This is a genomic window from Mucilaginibacter gracilis (genome assembly GCF_003633615.1).
Classification (GTDB): Bacteria; Bacteroidota; Bacteroidia; order Sphingobacteriales; family Sphingobacteriaceae; genus Mucilaginibacter; species Mucilaginibacter gracilis.
In genome coordinates, this window is sequence record NZ_RBKU01000001.1 from 350,684 (window position 1) to 367,957 (window position 17,274).

At 41.4% G+C, this 17,274-nt stretch carries 13 protein-coding genes; 6 read left to right on the forward strand and 7 right to left on the reverse strand.

Features of this window, described 5'->3' with window-relative positions:
* The first annotated feature begins 133 nt into the window (after positions 1-133).
* Positions 134-3,151, forward strand: coding sequence for a glycosyltransferase family 117 protein (locus BDD43_RS01380; RefSeq protein ID WP_121195880.1), 3,018 nt, complete (start codon positions 134-136; stop codon positions 3,149-3,151).
* A 286-nt stretch (positions 3,152-3,437) separates the two neighbouring features.
* Here BDD43_RS01380 and lepB read toward each other — a convergent pair whose 3' ends face one another.
* From lepB to BDD43_RS01405, 5 genes are read right to left on the reverse strand one after another with little or no spacing between them, the layout of a single operon-like run.
* A complete protein-coding gene (gene lepB / locus BDD43_RS01385) occupies positions 3,438-4,901 on the reverse strand; it encodes a signal peptidase I (RefSeq protein ID WP_121195881.1) in 1,464 nt (487 codons plus the stop codon).
* A gap of 4 nt (positions 4,902-4,905) precedes the next feature.
* Positions 4,906-5,664, reverse strand: a complete 759-nt coding sequence (gene dapB, locus BDD43_RS01390; RefSeq protein ID WP_121195883.1) for a 4-hydroxy-tetrahydrodipicolinate reductase — start codon at positions 5,662-5,664, stop codon at positions 4,906-4,908.
* Positions 5,661-6,350 (reverse strand): DUF5683 domain-containing protein, encoded by a 690-nt coding sequence (locus BDD43_RS01395; protein ID WP_121195885.1) that lies wholly within the window; start codon positions 6,348-6,350, stop codon positions 5,661-5,663. The genes dapB and BDD43_RS01395 overlap by 4 nt, the downstream gene beginning before the upstream one ends.
* Positions 6,351-6,352: 2 nt before the next feature.
* Positions 6,353-7,294: a ParB/RepB/Spo0J family partition protein gene (locus BDD43_RS01400; protein WP_121195886.1), complete on the reverse strand. Its 942-nt coding sequence runs from the start codon at positions 7,292-7,294 to the stop codon at positions 6,353-6,355.
* The gene (locus BDD43_RS01405) at positions 7,294-8,100 is read right to left on the reverse strand and encodes a ParA family protein (protein ID WP_121195888.1); all 807 of its coding nucleotides are present in this window, start codon (positions 8,098-8,100) and stop codon (positions 7,294-7,296) included. The genes BDD43_RS01400 and BDD43_RS01405 overlap by 1 nt, the downstream gene beginning before the upstream one ends.
* A 244-nt stretch (positions 8,101-8,344) precedes the next feature.
* Here BDD43_RS01405 and BDD43_RS01410 point away from each other — a divergent pair, with 244 nt between their 5' ends.
* The 4 genes from BDD43_RS01410 to BDD43_RS01425 all read left to right on the forward strand — a co-directional run bounded on the left by BDD43_RS01410 (position 8,345) and on the right by BDD43_RS01425 (position 13,753).
* On the forward strand, positions 8,345-8,866 hold the full coding sequence (locus BDD43_RS01410; RefSeq protein ID WP_121195889.1) for an NADPH-dependent FMN reductase: 522 nt from the start codon (positions 8,345-8,347) through the stop codon (positions 8,864-8,866).
* Positions 8,867-8,980: 114 nt separating this feature from the next.
* The gene (locus BDD43_RS01415; RefSeq protein WP_121195891.1) at positions 8,981-10,246 is read left to right on the forward strand and encodes a hypothetical protein; all 1,266 of its coding nucleotides are present in this window, start codon (positions 8,981-8,983) and stop codon (positions 10,244-10,246) included.
* A 56-nt stretch (positions 10,247-10,302) separates the two neighbouring features.
* Positions 10,303-11,601, forward strand: a complete 1,299-nt coding sequence (locus BDD43_RS01420) for a PQQ-dependent sugar dehydrogenase (RefSeq protein WP_121195893.1) — start codon at positions 10,303-10,305, stop codon at positions 11,599-11,601.
* Positions 11,602-11,710: 109 nt separating this feature from the next.
* Positions 11,711-13,753, forward strand: a complete 2,043-nt coding sequence (locus BDD43_RS01425; protein WP_246001401.1) for a TonB-dependent receptor — start codon at positions 11,711-11,713, stop codon at positions 13,751-13,753.
* Here the strand turns inward: BDD43_RS01425 and BDD43_RS01430 are convergent.
* Positions 13,750-14,676, reverse strand: a complete 927-nt coding sequence (locus BDD43_RS01430; RefSeq protein ID WP_121195896.1) for a cobalamin-binding protein — start codon at positions 14,674-14,676, stop codon at positions 13,750-13,752. The genes BDD43_RS01425 and BDD43_RS01430 overlap by 4 nt on opposite strands.
* A gap of 87 nt (positions 14,677-14,763) precedes the next feature.
* Here BDD43_RS01430 and BDD43_RS01435 point away from each other — a divergent pair, with 87 nt between their 5' ends.
* On the forward strand, positions 14,764-15,384 hold the full coding sequence (locus BDD43_RS01435; protein ID WP_121201843.1) for a LysE family transporter: 621 nt from the start codon (positions 14,764-14,766) through the stop codon (positions 15,382-15,384).
* Here the strand turns inward: BDD43_RS01435 and BDD43_RS01440 are convergent.
* Complete coding sequence (locus tag BDD43_RS01440) at positions 15,353-17,257, reverse strand: tetratricopeptide repeat-containing sensor histidine kinase (RefSeq protein WP_147425541.1); 1,905 nt, start codon at positions 17,255-17,257, stop codon at positions 15,353-15,355. The two genes, BDD43_RS01435 and BDD43_RS01440, sit on opposite strands and share 32 nt — an antisense overlap.
* Positions 17,258-17,274: the final 17 nt, after the last annotated feature.

Here is a 17,274-nt window from a genome sequence, read left to right on the forward strand (position 1 = left end):
GGGAGATTTTCTCCCCTAGCTTAACCTGCCAAATGTTAAATGATGTTAAAAGGTGTTAAATGTCAATGTTTTACTAAAAATAGTGTTGAAATTGGCTTCAATACTATATGGTAAAACTTTACTTTTCACCAACATGCAATACAAAAAACTAAACAACCTTTTAGGCTGGCTTTGCTTTTTAATAGCCTCGGCCACTTACATTTTAACGCTCGAACCATCTGTTAGCTTTTGGGATTGCGGCGAATTTATTTCGTGCGCCTTTAGGTTGCAGGTATCGCACCAGCCGGGTTATCCATTATTTGCCATGTTGGGTAAAGCTTTCTCGCTGCTTTCGCTGGGCGATAATACCAAGGTTGCATATTTCACTAACTTAATGTCGGCATTGGCCAGTGGTGCAACCATCATGTTTTTATTTTGGACCATTACGGCACTGGCCAAAAAGCTCATACTCAAAAAAGAGGGCAAATTAAACACCCCTGTTATTATGGCCGCGGGTTTAATTGGCGCCTTAGCATTTACTTTTACCGATACCTTTTGGTTTTCGGCTGTAGAAACTATTGTGTTTGCACTGTCGTCGCTTTGCACGGCTATAGTTTTTTGGGCCATATTAAAGTGGGATGCCCACGCCGATGAACCGGGCGCAGATAGGTATATTATTTTAATAGCCTACATTATGGGCTTATCTATTGGCATACACTTACTCAATTTGCTTACCATACCTGCTATTGCAATGGTTTATTATTTCCGCAGGTATACAAACATTAATGCCAAAACAGGTATTGCGGCATTTTTTGCCGGCATTGCTATATTGGCCCTGGTACAGTTTGGCATAAGGGGTTACACCATACACATAGCCGCTTATTTCGATTTGTTTTTTGTTAATACTTTGGGTATGCCTTTTGGCACCGGCGCCATTGTGTTTTTTGCACTGTTAATTGGCGCTATGGTTTATGGCATTAGGTACAGCATCCGCAATAAAAAGCCCTTGCTCAATTTGGCACTGTTATGTTTGGCTTTTATTTATTTCGGCTATAGTTCGTTCGCTTACATACCCATCAGGGCAACGGCTAATACCAATTTAAACAATACCCATCCCGATAACGCTTTTACGCTATACAGCTACTTAAACCGCACCCAATACGGCGAAACACCCTTATTAAGCGGCCCTTACTATGATGCCAAAATAACCGACCAAAGCGAAGGCAGCCCCATTTACCGTAAGGGAAAAACAAAGTACGAAGAAGCGGGCAAAAAGATGAGCTATACTTACGACCATACAACCATTTTACCCCGCATATGGAGTACCGAGCAAGACGCCCAGTATGCCCAAAACGTGCAGTTTTACAAAAACTTTTTAAACATTGCCGACGGCCAAAGCCCAACCTTTGCCGATAACTTAAAATGGTTGTTGAACTGGCAGATATACCAAATGTATGCCCGCTATTTTTTATGGAACTTTGTGGGCCGCTATAACGATGCCGACGGGCAGCAAAATGCAAGCAGTGTTGATGGCAACTGGACGAGTGGCATATTTGACGGCAACAAGCACCTGCCCAAATCAATAACACAGGGGGTAACATATACGCCTTTGTATGCAGTTCCGCTGGTACTGGGCTTGCTGGGGATGATATACCATTTCAGGAAGAGAAAAAATGATGCCATCATAATCACGCTGCTCTTTTTTTTCACCGGGATTGCCATTGTACTCTATGTTAATCAAAACAACCTCCAGCCGCGCGAGCGCGATTATTCGTATGTAGGTTCGTTTTATGCTTTCGCGATATGGATAGGCCTCGGCGTAATAGCCGTAACCCAATTTACCCGCAAATGGCTCAATGCCCGCACTGCCACCATAGGCTCGTTTGCTATTTGCCTGGCTGTGCCGGTATTAATTGGCGTGAAGGAATGGAAGAGCCATGACCGGTCGACCAAATTAACGCCGCACGATATGGCTTACAACTTTTTAATATCGTGCCCAAAAGATGCTATTTTGTTTACCTATGGCGATAACGACACCTACTCGCTATGGTACAACCAGGAAGTGGAGGGCATAAGGCCCGATGTGCGCATTGTTTGCCTGAGTTTATTTGGCAGCGATTGGTATGTACACCAAATGCAGGGCAAAATGAACCAATCGGCACCGCTGCCTATAACCATGAATTTTGATAAATTTAAGGATGGCACCCGCGATGTGATTTATTACAATGATGCTAAAATTGCAGGAGCTGTTGAAGTGAAGGAGGTTTTTGATTTCATCACATCCGACGACGAACGCGCCAAGGTTGAATACTCTAATGGCGAAAAACTAAACTATTTGCCAACCAAAAACTTTAAATTAACAGTTGATGCCAACGAAGTAATTAAAAACGGCGTTGTAAGCGCGCAACAACAAAATAAAATTGCTAAAACTTTGGAGTGGCAGTTTCCGGGTAATTATATTACTAAAGATAACCTGGCTATGATAGATATTTTGGCGCACAACAACTGGAAACGCCCCATTTGCTTTACCACTACCGGCAATACAGCCAGTATGGCCGGCTTGCAACCTTATTTGTATAAAGAGGGCTTTACCTACCGCCTGCTACCACTAAAACCAGATACCACCCAACACGACGAATATAGCAAAACCAATAGTTTGGTGATGTATAATAACGTAATGGCCAAGTTTAAATTCGGGAATTATAAAACAGCCCGGTATTTAGACAATGTATCGACCCTGCAATTTTACGACCTTATGGAAACAACTTTTATTAACCTCGCCAACGGATTGATAAAAGATGGCAAAACACAATTGGCCCTTAACGCGCTGCATAAGTTTGATGCCGAAATGCCCGATATTAACCCGGATATTGATACTGCCAGCAAAAAATATATTTTGGCCGAAACCGCATACAAACTACATGACTATGGTATAGGTACAAGGTACATTAAAAGTGTTGACAACTACGTTACCGACCAATTAGAGTATAACTATAACTTGATGGACAAACAAAGCGGAGGCCTTGATATTCGTAACATTCAAATATCGATGTCGTTGTTAAGTGCTATGGTTGATACCACGCGCAATAACAATCAGCCGCAGTTGAGCGCGCAACTATATGCCAAACTTAAAGACTATAGTAACAAATTTGCCCCACTGCAAGGCAGATAAAAACAGCCCAAATCAATCCTTTATATATATTAACAAACTCAAGCCTCCGGACAAAACCGAAGGCTTTTGTTTTTGCACTGAAAAAGTAACTTAAAAATTAACCAGATAAATAAAGTGATGCAAAAATTGAATTTGAAGCCCTGATAATCGGCTATAGAAAATGATGGTTGAGAAAAACCACTTAGAGCTTAAAGAAAATGGGGCAATTCATGATTTGATGAACTGCCCCATTTTGGTACTGTACTTTTTAAGTGCCCTCATTAAATGGGGACTCTTACTTTTGTTCTTAATGTATTCCTCTAAATAGCCTGCTCCAGCGTATTTTGTGTATAAACGACGCGTTATCGTCCCAACTCATCCAGATAAACAGAGCCTTGCCAACAATATGATCTTCGGGAACAAAGCCCCAGAAGCGTGAATCTTCCGAATCATGGCGGTTGTCGCCCATCATCCAGTAATAATTCATTTTAAAGGTATAAGTATCGGTTTTAGTACCATTTATAAAAATATCATTGCCTTTAATAACAACCTTGTTATTCTCGTAAACTTCAATGGCGCGGCCATAAAGTGGCATGGTTAAGCTATCCAGTTTTACGGTCCATCCTTTTTTAGGGATAATAATAGGCCCAAAGTTATCAACGTTCCAATTATATTGAGGTGTTTTCCCGTTTAAAGGATACAGCTTGGTAAAGTTGCGAAAGTTTGGAAAAACAGATGGATCACCAGTACCGCGCTTTGCAATTACAGGGCTTATAGCTACTTGCGAATAACCTTTAAGTGTGTTAAAAGCATCCTTTGTCATGGTAGGCAACACATCGTTGGGGTAATAGGTTACCTCCAAATCATCGTATATCTTTTGATTTAACTGGCTGGACGAGCTTAGGTTATATTGTGTTTGTGCACCCGGCGGGTTAGGTGCGGCTTTGCGGTTAACATAAACCTGCGCATCAACCACGCTCACAGTATCGCCGGGGGTTCCTTGGCAGCGTTTTATATAGTTTTCGCGCTTATCAACCGGGCGATAAAGTGGCGAATCGGCATCTACCGGGTAGTTAAATACAACTACGTCGCCTTTTTTAACTTCGCTTAATCCCGGCAAACGATAATAAGGCAATTTAATACCGTCCCAATAAGCCTTGGTATTTAATAAAGGCATGGTATGGTGTGCAAAAGGGAAGGCAACGGGCGTCATGGGTGTGCGGGCACCGTAGTTTACTTTACTTACAAACAAAAAATCGCCAACCAGGAGCGACCGCTCCATTGATGGTGTTGGTATAGTGTAGGCCTCAATAAACAGTGTGCGGATTAATGTGGCAGCTACAACGGCAAATATAATAGCTTCTGTCCATTCTTGAGTAGACGATTTTTTTATATTTTTTTGATATTTCTCTTTGAACTCTTCGCTTGTTGACGGACCTAAATATTGAGTTTTGGGATCAAACCCCCAAATGGGTAAATATATAAATTGTAATACTACCCCTTTAATTATATCGCCAAAGGAGGTCTTACCAAATGATTTTATAAAATCAATGGTTATGCCAACACCAACAATAATGTTAATGGCCGGTATAAAAAGAAGTATCACCCACCATTTAGGTCTACCACTTAGCTCTATCATAACATATAAGTTATAAATAGGAATGAATGCTTTCCATCCAGCTTCACCCGCTTTCTCAAATAATTTCCACAATCCGATGTATGGTAGTACTATAAGTACTATAACGGCTATTACAAAATATACTACATTCATTATATTATTTACTTAAAACGTCAAAATTAAACATATCGGCAGCACTAAAAAACCCTTTCTTATCCTTTAACCATTCGGCGGCCATTACGGCACCCAAAGCAAAACCATTGCGGTTGTGTGCTGTGTGCTTAAATTCAATCATATCCACTTCCGAATCATAGATCACCGTGTGCGTGCCCGGTACGCTATCTATCCTTAACGATTCGATAAGCACCTGGTTATTTTTTACCATATCAATACCCGTGCTGCCATCGTGCTCAAGCACGTTTACCCACTCGGTTTTGCCTTCCATGTTATCAATAATACCCTCGGCAATAGTCATGGCTGTACCACTTGGCGAATCCAGCTTTTGGGTATGGTGAATCTCTTCAACCTGCACATCATAATAAGGGTAATTATTCATCAGTTTGGCCAGCAACTTGTTCACATGGAAAAACACATTAACGCCTACACTAAAGTTAGATGCGTAAAGCAACGCGTTGTTACCCGCAATACATTCGTCTTTTATGTTTTGCAGTTGGCCGTACCAGCCGGTAGTACCAATAACAATAGGCAGGTTGGCCTCAAAACACTTGGCAATGTTGTTTAAAACCGAATCGGGCGTGCTAAACTCAATAGCTACATCGGCCTGTTTAAGGTTTTCAACGGTAAGCTCGTTAAGGTTGGTGTAATCTATTTTTAATACAATTTCGTGCTTACGGTCGAGGGCTATTTTTTCAATTATTTTGCCCATTTTACCATATCCCAATAAGGCTATTTTCATCGTAAAAAGAATGTTATTTTTAATGAAGGAGTAAAGGTAGTATTAAAATTTGAAGCATAACTTGGCGTGCTCATCAGCGATGGCGCAATTTTAAAGCTCAGGTTATCATCCATACTGTACGAATGGATAAACTTGGCCTCAACATAGGCATCAATGGCGGCTACGCCCCAAACGCCCACTATACCAAATATACTGAGGTCGCGGTTGCGGCGCAGGTTATCTTTGTAATTGTAAATGGTTTGGTCGCTTACGGTTGTTATTACAATATAATCGGTACCTTGCTTGTAAAGCGGCAGCGGTTCGGTTCCCTGCCGTCCGTGCGAGCGCCATTCAGATTCCGCTAAAAATAAATTGTAATCGCGCCCGTTAACATATACGTTTTTTACCAAAAAGTATAAACCCGTATATAAAACCGGCAACCGCCACCATAAGCCATGCCTGTTATATACTTGCCCCCAGCCAGGGAAATATAACGACCGCATCACCGCTTTACGCGGGCTATGGGTACTATCGGGATGGTAAACTTTTGGCTTTTTAACTTTAGGTACAAAGGGTTTAGATAAAAGCGAATCGCGCTTCATATTTAAACTATCCTTTTTATTGCGATGTTGGGTGGTATCTGCAATTTGAGCCTTGGCCTCAAAAAAAACAAATATAAAAACAATAAAAAGTAAATGCCTGTACATGCCTACCAATCCAACATTTCAAGAATACGGCCTAAATCGTTTTCGGATAAAAAGGGTATTTCAATAGCCCCTTTGCCTTGCTGCCCCAATTTAACCTTAACACGGGTACCAAACCTCGAAGCCAAATCGTCTTCTATTTTTTGTACCTGGAAGGGTAAACCGGCCGGCTTTTTTACATCCTTTTTTTGTGGTGCATTTTGCAGATCGCGCGCCAGCTCTTCAACCCTGCGTACCGATAGGCCGCCTTGTAAAATTTGCTGATGCAAAAACAACTGGTTAACCGGGTCGCTAATGGTAATGAGTGCTTTGGCATGGCCCATTGTAATTTGCCCATCGCGTATAGATGCCTGTATAGCTGGTGGTAATTTTAGTAAGCGCAAATAGTTTGTAACCGTCGATCGGTTTTTGCTTACCCGTTCGCCCAGTTCATCCTGCCGCAGGTTACACTCCTCAATCATCCGTTGAAAGCTTAATGCAACCTCAATGGCATTTAAGTTTTCGCGCTGTATGTTTTCTATGAGTGCCATTTCCAGCATTTGCTGGTCGTTGGCAAGGCGTATATAGGCGGGTATTTGTGTTAAACCTGCCAATTTGGAAGCACGCAAACGGCGCTCGCCCGATATTAACTGGTAAGCATTGGAGCTAACCTTGCGTATGGTAATAGGCTGTATTAATCCTTGCAATTTGATCGAATCGGCAAGCTCGGCCAGGGCCTGCTCATCAAATTCGGTACGCGGCTGATAAGGATTTACTTCTATCTCACTGATACGGATCTCGTTAACCGAACCCATATCATTTACCTGCGGACTGCTGCTAACACTATCCCTATTATTGTTGTTGTTGCTATTATCTGCCGTCGGTCTGGTATTTGGAACTACATCTGCAGAATCATTTAACAGTGCACTTAATCCTCTCCCTAACGCCTTTCTCTTTTCTACACTCATTATTCTATTGTTGCTCTGGTAAAGTCCGATTCTACCGCTACTAAACCGTTATTACGTATAATTTCGCGTGCAAGGTTTAAATAATTTATAGCGCCCTTGCAGCTTGCATCGTGCATAATTACCGATAGGCCAAAGCTTGGTGCTTCGCTTAAACGGGTGTTACGCTGTATAATGGTGTCAAACACCAGGTTTTCAAAATGGGTTTTAACTTCTTCTACTACCTGGTTTGATAAGCGCAGGCGTACATCGTACATGGTTAATAAAATGCCTTCTATTTCTAATTTAGGGTTTAACCTGTTTTGTACAATTTTTATTGTGTTTAATAGTTTGCCTAATCCCTCCAATGCAAAATACTCGCATTGTACAGGTATAATTACCGAATCGGCAGCCGAAAGTGCGTTAATGGTTATTAAACCTAACGATGGCGAACAATCAATAATAATAAAGTCGTATTTATCACGCACCTTATCCAAAACCCCTTTCATTTTATACTCACGGTCGGTAAGGTTAATCATCTCTATTTCGGCACCTACAAGGTCAATATGGGCAGGTAATAAATCAAGATTAGGAGTGTCTGTTTTCTGAATTGCATCATCCGGGTGAACTTCGTTGATGATGCACTCGTAAATGCTATTTTTTATATTGCGCGGATCGAAACCGATGCCCGATGTGGAATTTGCTTGCGGATCGGCATCTACAAGCAAAGTTTTAAACTCCAGTACAGCTAAACATGCAGCTAAATTAATAGATGATGTGGTTTTACCTACGCCACCTTTTTGATTAGCTAAAGCAATAATTTTACTCATTATATTTTTTATAAATTTTTAACCTTAAAATTGGCTGGTACTATATTAAACGAACACTTATGGGCAATACTATAAATAGCAGTTAATAAATTTTACTAGCAAGCACATTGCATTTAAAACAAACTCCCGGCTGTAATTACAAACAGAAATTTATACTTTCGCAATGTTTAAACCGGGTTAAAGATACAAAATTAAACAATTCTGTAATCTACACCTAATGCTAACTTACAAACAAAATATATAAATGGTAACTATAATTGCCAGTACTAACCGCCCAGGCAGCGCAACACTTAAACTGGCTAAATATTACCAAAAAGTTTTAGGCAATAAAGGTGTTGAAGCCGGCATATTATCAATGGCGCAACTGCCCGATAATTTAATTGTGAGCGACCTTTATGGCAAACGGAGCCCACAATTTGATAAAATACAAGAAACTATAACTGCCACCGATAAGTTTATTTTTATAATACCCGAGTATAATGGCAGTTTCCCGGGTGTGTTAAAAGTATTTATTGATGCCTGCACTTTTCCGGATAGCTTTTATGATAAAAAGGCCGCTTTGGTGGGCCTGTCATCCGGCAGATATGGTAATATACGCGGTGTTGAACACTTTACCGGTATTTGTAACTACGTAAATTTGCATGTGATGCCCTTAAAAATCCACATCACAGCAATTAAAAACGAGTTTACCGAAGATGGCGACCTCTCGAACCCCGAAACCATTAAATTTACTAACGAACAGATAGATAAATTTATAAAATATTAAGCAAACTGCTAGTTACCACTGGCAAAAGCCTCCTGTTTTTCATTGATAATAATACGGTTTATTTTTTTTATGAAAAAAACCTATATTTAAGGCAAATCAAACCTATTATCATCAATGAAAAAATATTTTACTACACTATTATTACTTATTCCGCTAATTACCTTAGCTCAAAGCAATTACAAACCAGGCTACATTATAAACCTAAATGGCGATACTGTAAAAGGTTTTGTTGATTACAAAGATTGGAACCAAAACCCCAAAAGCATTAATTTTAAAACGGGCAATAATACCCAGGTTGATAAACAAAACACCAATAATACACAGGCCTTTGCTGTTACCGGTTTTGAATATTACAAGCGGTTTACGTTAGCCATAAGTATGGCTAAAACCAACACTTCCGACTTATCGACAGGAATGGATAGCTCTTCGACAACCAGTGCCGTATTTTTGCGCTTAATCACCGGCGGTAAAAATGTATCGTTATATAGCTTTACCGATAGCCTTAAAACACGGTATTTTATAGCCGAAGGCAACTCGGTCCCCACTGAATTAACGTACCGCGTGTTTATAAACCCCGAAGACGGATCAAAAACGGTTACTCAAACTATTTACAGGCGCCAGTTGCAGGTACTAATTGCCCGCTACCAACCTGCCGACAAAAAAACAGCCAATCAAATCCAGTTTTCTGATTACAGCGAAAGCGATTTACAAAAAATAGTCAGCAAAATAAACGGGCCGAACGGACAAAGTAAAATTAAAGTTGAAAGCCAAAATGGGTTGAGGTTTTATGTTGGCCTGGCAGCAAACGGCACCAAAACTACCAGCCAAGGCACCGCCTATTTAAACAGCACATCTTCCACGGTAAATTTTTTCCCTGAAGTGCATGTTGGCATGGATGCCTTTTTTAACAAAAATGTTGGAACCGTACTCATACGTACCGAGTTAAGCGTAACCGCTAACAAAGGCAATTACAATTTGCAAGGCGCTGCCGACGGGCTGCTTTTGGCAGAAAACATTACGTTCAATCAAAAAATAATTACCCTTAACCCCCAATTTTTATACAATTTTTATAACAAACCCACCGCTAAAATATATTTAGCTGTGGGTGTAGGGTTTAATGCCTCATTCATTTCAAATGAGAAACGTAATACAAGCTATTATTCTTTATTCGATGGCGCTTTTGTCACCTCAAACGTTCTAACGTTTAATAATTCAAGTTCGTTACTTATCGATGTAACTACAAAGGCAGGCTTTACGCTTAATAACAAATTTGATATTTATGTAGGATTTAGTCCCGAGGGAAGTGTTAATTCAAGAAACACCCCTCTTAACATTGCTTTTTACAAAGCGGGCATCAATTACCTGTTCGGTAAAAAGTAGCCAAACAAAAATCAACACCATCAGTTAAGTATCAAATTCTATTGATACTTAACTGTATGAAAAAAATACTGGCCCCGCTTTTTTTTATCATGGTGTTTGCCGCCTGTTCGCCACCTCAACAGGCCGACCAAAGTAAAGCCAGTGTAGCCACAGGCATTGGCACAATTGAACTGCCTGCACCTTACGCCACAAAAAGCACCAAAGTTTATTGCGATGTTATTGGCTGGAACAAGGCAATGCCCATAGCACCTGCCGGTTTTAAAGTAAGCCTGTTTGGCGATAGCTTAACCAACCCCCGCAATATTTATGTGGGTCGCAACGGCGATGTATTTGTTTCGGAAGCTAATACCGAGCTTGGCACGGTTAAACGTTGGGGCGCAGCTATTTTAGGCATCACAAAATCGCAATACCTGGGCAAAAGCAAAAACGATATTATTTTATTTAGAGAGGTAAACGGCAAGCCGCAAAACCTTGGAGTATTTTTAAGCGGCTTAAACCAACCTTACGGGATGCTTATTTGGCGCAATTATTTTTATGTTGCCTGTACCGATGGTTTATGGGCCTACCCATATCAGCAGGGCCAAACACGCATTACCGCAACGGGCAAAAAATTACTCGACCTGCCCGCCGGCGGATACAATAACCACTGGACACGCAATGTAATTGTGAGCGGCGATAGCACGCATTTATTTGTTTCGGTAGGTTCGGGCAGTAACGACGGCGAACACGGCATGGATAACGAAGTTCGAAGGGCCGATATTTTGCAGATAAAGCCCGATGGTTCGCAACAAAGGGTTTATGCCAGTGGTTTACGCAACCCGGCAGGTATCAGTATTAATCCGTTTAATTACCAGCTTTGGGCATCGGTTAACGAGCGCGATGATTTGGGCGACGAGTTAGTACCCGATTACTTAACCAGTGTCAAAGATAGTGCATTTTACGGCTGGCCATACGCCTACTTTGGGCAGCACGAAGACCCAAACCATAAAGGCGAACGGCCTGACATGGTTAAAAAAACCTTGGTGCCCGATGTTTCTTTAGGTGCGCATACAGCATCATTGGGTTTGGCCTTTTATATTGCAAAGGCTTTTCCGGCTAAGTACTGGCGCGGTGCATTTGTAACGCAGCATGGCTCGTGGAACAGTTCTACACTGGTTGGTTATAAGGTTCTGTTTGTCCCTTTTACTCATGGCAAACCCGGCAAACCCGAAGATTTTTTAACCGGCTTTATTGCGGATGCCGAAAAGCACCAGGTACATGGCCGCCCGGTTGGCGTTGCCATTGCCAAAGATGGAGCGTTATTAATAGCCGATGATACATCCAACAAAATATGGAAGGTGAGCGTAAACCCCTAATTATATTGTGCCTTTAAAAAGTTTACAAATAACTCTAAAAGCCTATATTTATTGCTTTTAAACTATGCCTTACAAGCTTTGCAAATTAGTGTTTGTGTTTATTGTTGTTATGGCAAGTTTAACAGCCGCTGCCCAAAAGCGCGATACCAGCCGTGCAGACACCAGCCACCACCTAAACCAGGTAACCGTTAGGGGTTACCTTTCGGAGCAATTGTTGCTTAATATACCTGCATCGGCAAGCGTTTTAAATAACGGGCAATTAAGCTTGCAATCCGGCAATTCGTTGGTCAATATCCTCAATACTGTGCCGGGTGTGCGCATGGAAGAACGTTCGCCGGGAAGTTACCGGCTGGCTATTCGTGGCAGTTTGCTGCGCTCCCCGTTCGGTGTACGCGATGTTAAAATTTACTTTGACGAAATACCCTTAACCGATGCCGGCGGTAATACCTATTTAAACGCCATTGATGTAAACAGTATTAACAGCATAGAAATACTAAAAGGGCCCGACGGTAGTTTATTTGGCGCCAACTCCGGCGGTGTTGTTTTAATAAATCCAGTTGATAAGCATGCCCATAGTAATACGGTTAGCCTTGGTATTAATGGTGGCTCGTTTGGTTTGCTGCATCAAACGGCGTCCGTTCAAAACAAAACCGGAAACAATACGCTTAATATTGGCGAAGCATATCAAAATTACAATGGCTACCGGCAAAACAGCAGTATGCAACGCAAGTATTTCCAGCTTATTAATCAGCTTAATTATGCGGGCAGTCACCAGTTACGGGCAATTGCATTTTATTCGGATATGAATTATCAAACTCCCGGAGGGCTCACGCTGGCGCAATTTCAAACCAACCCGCAGGATGCACGGCTGGCCACCAAAGCAACGCCGTCCGCACAGGATTTAAAAGCTGCTGTTTATAGTAAAATGTTGTTTGGTGGTTTAGTAAATAATATGCGGCTAACCCCAACGCTACGCAATGTATTTTCTATTTTTGGCACCCACGTTAACTTTACAAACCCATCGTTCACCACATATGAGCAACGGGCCGAAAACACAATTGGTCTGCGCACTTATTTTGAACTATCGGGCAAACCTAAACAAAACTTTACCTGGAAATTGAACCTGGGCGGCGAATGGCAACAAACCAATTCGGACATAGGCAACTACGGAAACAACCACGGCAATAAAGACACCACGCAAACGCAGGACTATATCCATACCATACAGAGTTTTATTTTTACCCGTTTTGAGGGCCACATCAATCAAAAACTCACTATCGAGGCCGCCCTTAGCCTTAATAATTACCAGTACCAGTTTCAAAACCTGTACCCGCTTGCACAAACCGGTTTTATTAAAAGGCCGTTTAATGCCGAGCTAATGCCGAGGCTGGCAGCATCTTACCAAATAACCAATAATTTGATATGGCGCTCATCCGTAAGCCGCGGTTACTCCACCCCTACCACCGCAGAAGTTAGGCCAACCGACCATACCATAAACCCGCTGCTACAAGCCCAGGATGGTTATAATTACGAAACAGGTTTTAGGCTGCGCGATAAAAGCGAACGCTTTTTGCTGGATGCTTCGGTATTTTATTACCGGCTCAATAACGCCATTATTCAGCAAATGCACCCCGATGGCTCAACGTATTATATTAATGCAGGTGGCACCAACCAGCCAGGCCTGGAGGTTTATTTTACGGGTTGGCTACTCAGGCAAAAAGCTATTGGTTTTTTGCGGGGATTACAATTTAACCAAAGCTACACTTACAGCCAATTCACCTTTCGGGATTATAGCAATGCAACAACAAGTTTTTCGGGCAATAACTTAACCGGAGTACCAAAAAACAACTTAGTAAGCAGTGTATATGCCTTGCTTCCGCAGCGTTTTTATGTATTTACACAGTATAGCTTTACCGATAAAGCACCGCTTAACGACGCTAATACCGTTTATGCATCAAGCTATCATTTACTGCAAGCAAAGGCAGGTTGGTTACTGCTGATAGGCCAATCACAATTTAACTTATACGCCGGGGCCGATAACTTGCTAAACCAGCGGTATAGCCTGGGCAATGATTTGAACGCGGCAGCAGCCCGGTATTATAACCCCGCGCCTTCGCGAAATTATTTTGTAGGCGTTAATGCTAAGTTTTAAACCGAAAACTTTATCCAGCCTTCGCCCTCGTAACCAAATATAAATTGTTTGGGGTTAATAATTTCGGCCAGTATCTCTACAGTATCCACAATGCGCGGGCCCGAGCGGTTAAAATACTGGTTACCATCGGCAATATATAAACGGTTGTTTTTAACGGCTTTCATTTCGGCGAAGCCAGGTAAAGCTAAAAGCAGGCTCATCTCCCTCATGGTGCGTTCCATAGCAAAACCGCATGGCGCAACTATTATAATATCAGGGTCTTGTTGTTGTATTGCCTCCCATTGCACAAATGGCGAGTGCTTGCCTTTTTCGGCTAAAACAGACTGGCCTCCTGCAATATCAATCAGTTCGGGTGTCCAGTTTCCGGCTAACATTAAGGGTTCAATCCACTCTACGCAGGCTACCGTTGGTTTATCGGCAATAAATTTAATTTTATGCTTAACAATATCAATGCGCTCGTTAAGCCTCTCAATTAAAAGTTCAGCTTCCGGGGCTGCATCCAGGGCGTCAGCAATTAATTTTATATCGGTAATTATATCGGCAAGCGTATTGGGTTGTAACGATATGATACTTGCATCTTTATCAAGCAAATTTTCTAAGGCAAGTTCTACGTCTTTAAGGGTTACTGCACAAACCTCGCACTGCGCCTGCGTTATTACCACATCGGGTTTTAGTTGTTTAATTAACTCCTTATTTACGGTGTAGATGGATAAAGCATCGCTCAGTATCTCTTTTACCTGCCTGTCAATTTGCTGGCTGCTTGAGCCGGGCATAAATTTAGCCTGGCTGCATACCGGCAAATTTTGAATGGATAAGGGATAGTCGCATTCGTGCGAGCGGCCCACCAGGTTTTGCTCCAGCCCCAGGGCGCAAACAATTTCGGTAGCTGCGGGTAAAAGCGAAATAATATTACGGTTTGTCATTATTGCGCAAATGTACAAATCTATGGTATGCAATGCCTCATCTCATTAAAAATTGCACGTAAGCGCAAAAAGCCCTTAATTTGGGTAATGATGTTTTTAACCTTTTTACTTGGGCTGGCCATTAACTTTATGGGTTATATTCCGCCCGGAAATATCAATTTAACGCTGGTTCAAATTGCTATAAACCGCGGCACTAAACAAGCCCTTTACTTTATCATAGCGTTTTCGTGCATCGAGTTTTTTTTTACCTGGTTCATTATTCATGCGGCAAACTGGCTGGCGGGCCAAATAAAACTGGATATTATTATTGATTGGGTGATGATAGTACTTTTTACTACCCTGGCCCTTGTTACCTGGATAAACCGGAAAAAAGCACCAACCACCGATTACTCTAAATACGACAGTATAAAATATGGCATTGTATTAGGCTTTGTAAACCCCATGCAGATACCGTTTTGGATGATATGCGGAACTTACGTAATTGCCCACGGATGGATAACAACAGGCACCTTACCACTTATTATTTTTAGTTTAGGCTCGGCAGCGGGGGCGTTTTTATGCCTGTTTATATACTCCAGAGTAGCTGGTTATTTTCAAAGTAAGTTTGAGTTAAGCACCCGCGCCATCAATACCTGTATTGCTGCTTTGTTTTTTGCCTTTGCGCTTTACCACATTATTAAACAGCTACAGCTGTTGTTTTGGGCATAGCAGCAATATTAAGCGGCAGCGAAATATAAAATTTGCTACCCTTATCCTCTTCGCTATGCATCCAAATGTGGCCATTGTTTAGTTCAATAAAATCGCGGCATATTTTGAGGCCTATCCCTGTACCCTTTTCGTTAGCGGTACCCAGGGTGGTGTGCGATGTAAAGGAAAATATTTTATCCTGATCGCCGCTTTTAATACCTATGCCATTATCTTCAACACAAATTATAATCTCACTGTTTTTAGTGTAACTGCTAATGCGGATAATACCTTTATCGGGAGTAAACTTAATAGCGTTGGATATGAGGTTGCGCAGCACAATTTTTATCATCTCCATATCGGCGTAAACCAAGGTATCAAGCCTGATATCGTTTTTAACAACAAGTTGCTTTTTTTGGATTAGCGATTGCAACCCTTTAATGTTTTCGGTAGCAAGGTACCTCAAATCAAAAACCAAGGGATTAAAATTAAAACCCTGTAATTGATTTTTAGACCATATTAATAAATTATCAAGCAGCTCCAGCGTATGCCTGATGCTGCTTTTAACGGCTGGGGTTACAACTGCCATTTCTGCCTGGTTCATTTCGCCTGCTTCCCACAAATCAAGCAAACCTATCACCTGGGTTATGGGGCTCCGCAAATCGTGCGATATTACCGAGAACAGCTTATCCTTCACCATATTGTTGTTTTCCAATATCTGGTTTTGCTCTTCAATTATTTGGCTTTTAGCTTTCACCTGGTTATTTATCCTAAACAAGTAAACAGCACCAATTAATATAATTAAAAAACCAACAATAAGCACTATTTGGCTGGTATGCTGCTGGCCAATAATGGTTGTATTTTTTTCCTGCTCAATTTTTAAACGGGAGTTTTCGGCAATTCGCTTTTCCGAATCGAATTTTACCTGGTACAACGAAGCCAATATGTTTTTATTAACATCAACAAGGCTATCATCAAGTTTGACGTATTGCGAATAATTTTTTAAAGCTCCGCGAAAATCGCCCTTTATAGAGTCTAAAAGATATAAGCTGTAGTAATTTTGGCTTAAATACTCGGCGTTACCAATAAAACCAGCTATTGCCGAGCTTTCGGTAAACATTTGCCTGGCCTTATCATACTCCTTTAAGTTGTAATGAATTTTACCCTTTATGGTATAAATATTAGCCAAATCGCGCGGTTTAAAATTATCACTCACGCTTTTTAACAGCAAAACCTTGTCGCAATATTGCATGGCCTCGGCATATTTTTTTTCCTTCAGGCTAACCGATGCTAAATTAGAATAAGCGGCAACAACGCCGCCGGTTATTTGCTTTTGTTGAGCCAGGTTTAACGACTGGATGTAATATTGGCGTGCTTTTTCAAACCGGTTGCCCATTTCGTAAGCATTACCAATGTTTCCTAAAAGTACGGTTAAAACTGCTGCATTACCCGAACCTTTGGCCTGGTTGTAAGCCTTTAACATGTAATTCAATTCTTGGTCATAGTCTTTTATCAGGCCATAAAAATAACCGATGTTATTGAGCACGCGGGCCGTATTCAAATTATCGTGCAGGGCGGTAAATATGTTGAGGGCCTTACTAAAATAATCAAGCGCAACCGGGTTTGCGTTGGCTGCAAGGTACCCTAATCCTAAATTTTTATAAGCCATTGCCTGGCCGGGTTTGTAATTTAACCGGAGCGATAAACTTAGTGCCTCGTTACCATAGATTTTAAGCCGGCTTGATTTAGTATCGTAATACATTAACGATAACTGGTTGAGTATATCAACCCGGCCAGTATCTTTTTTGGGATGCTTTCGCAATACACTTTCTAAACTATCAAGTTCACGCTGTTGAGCTTTGGAGTACGGGGTAGAGCTTATTATTAAAATAAGCATTAAGCCAACATAATGGC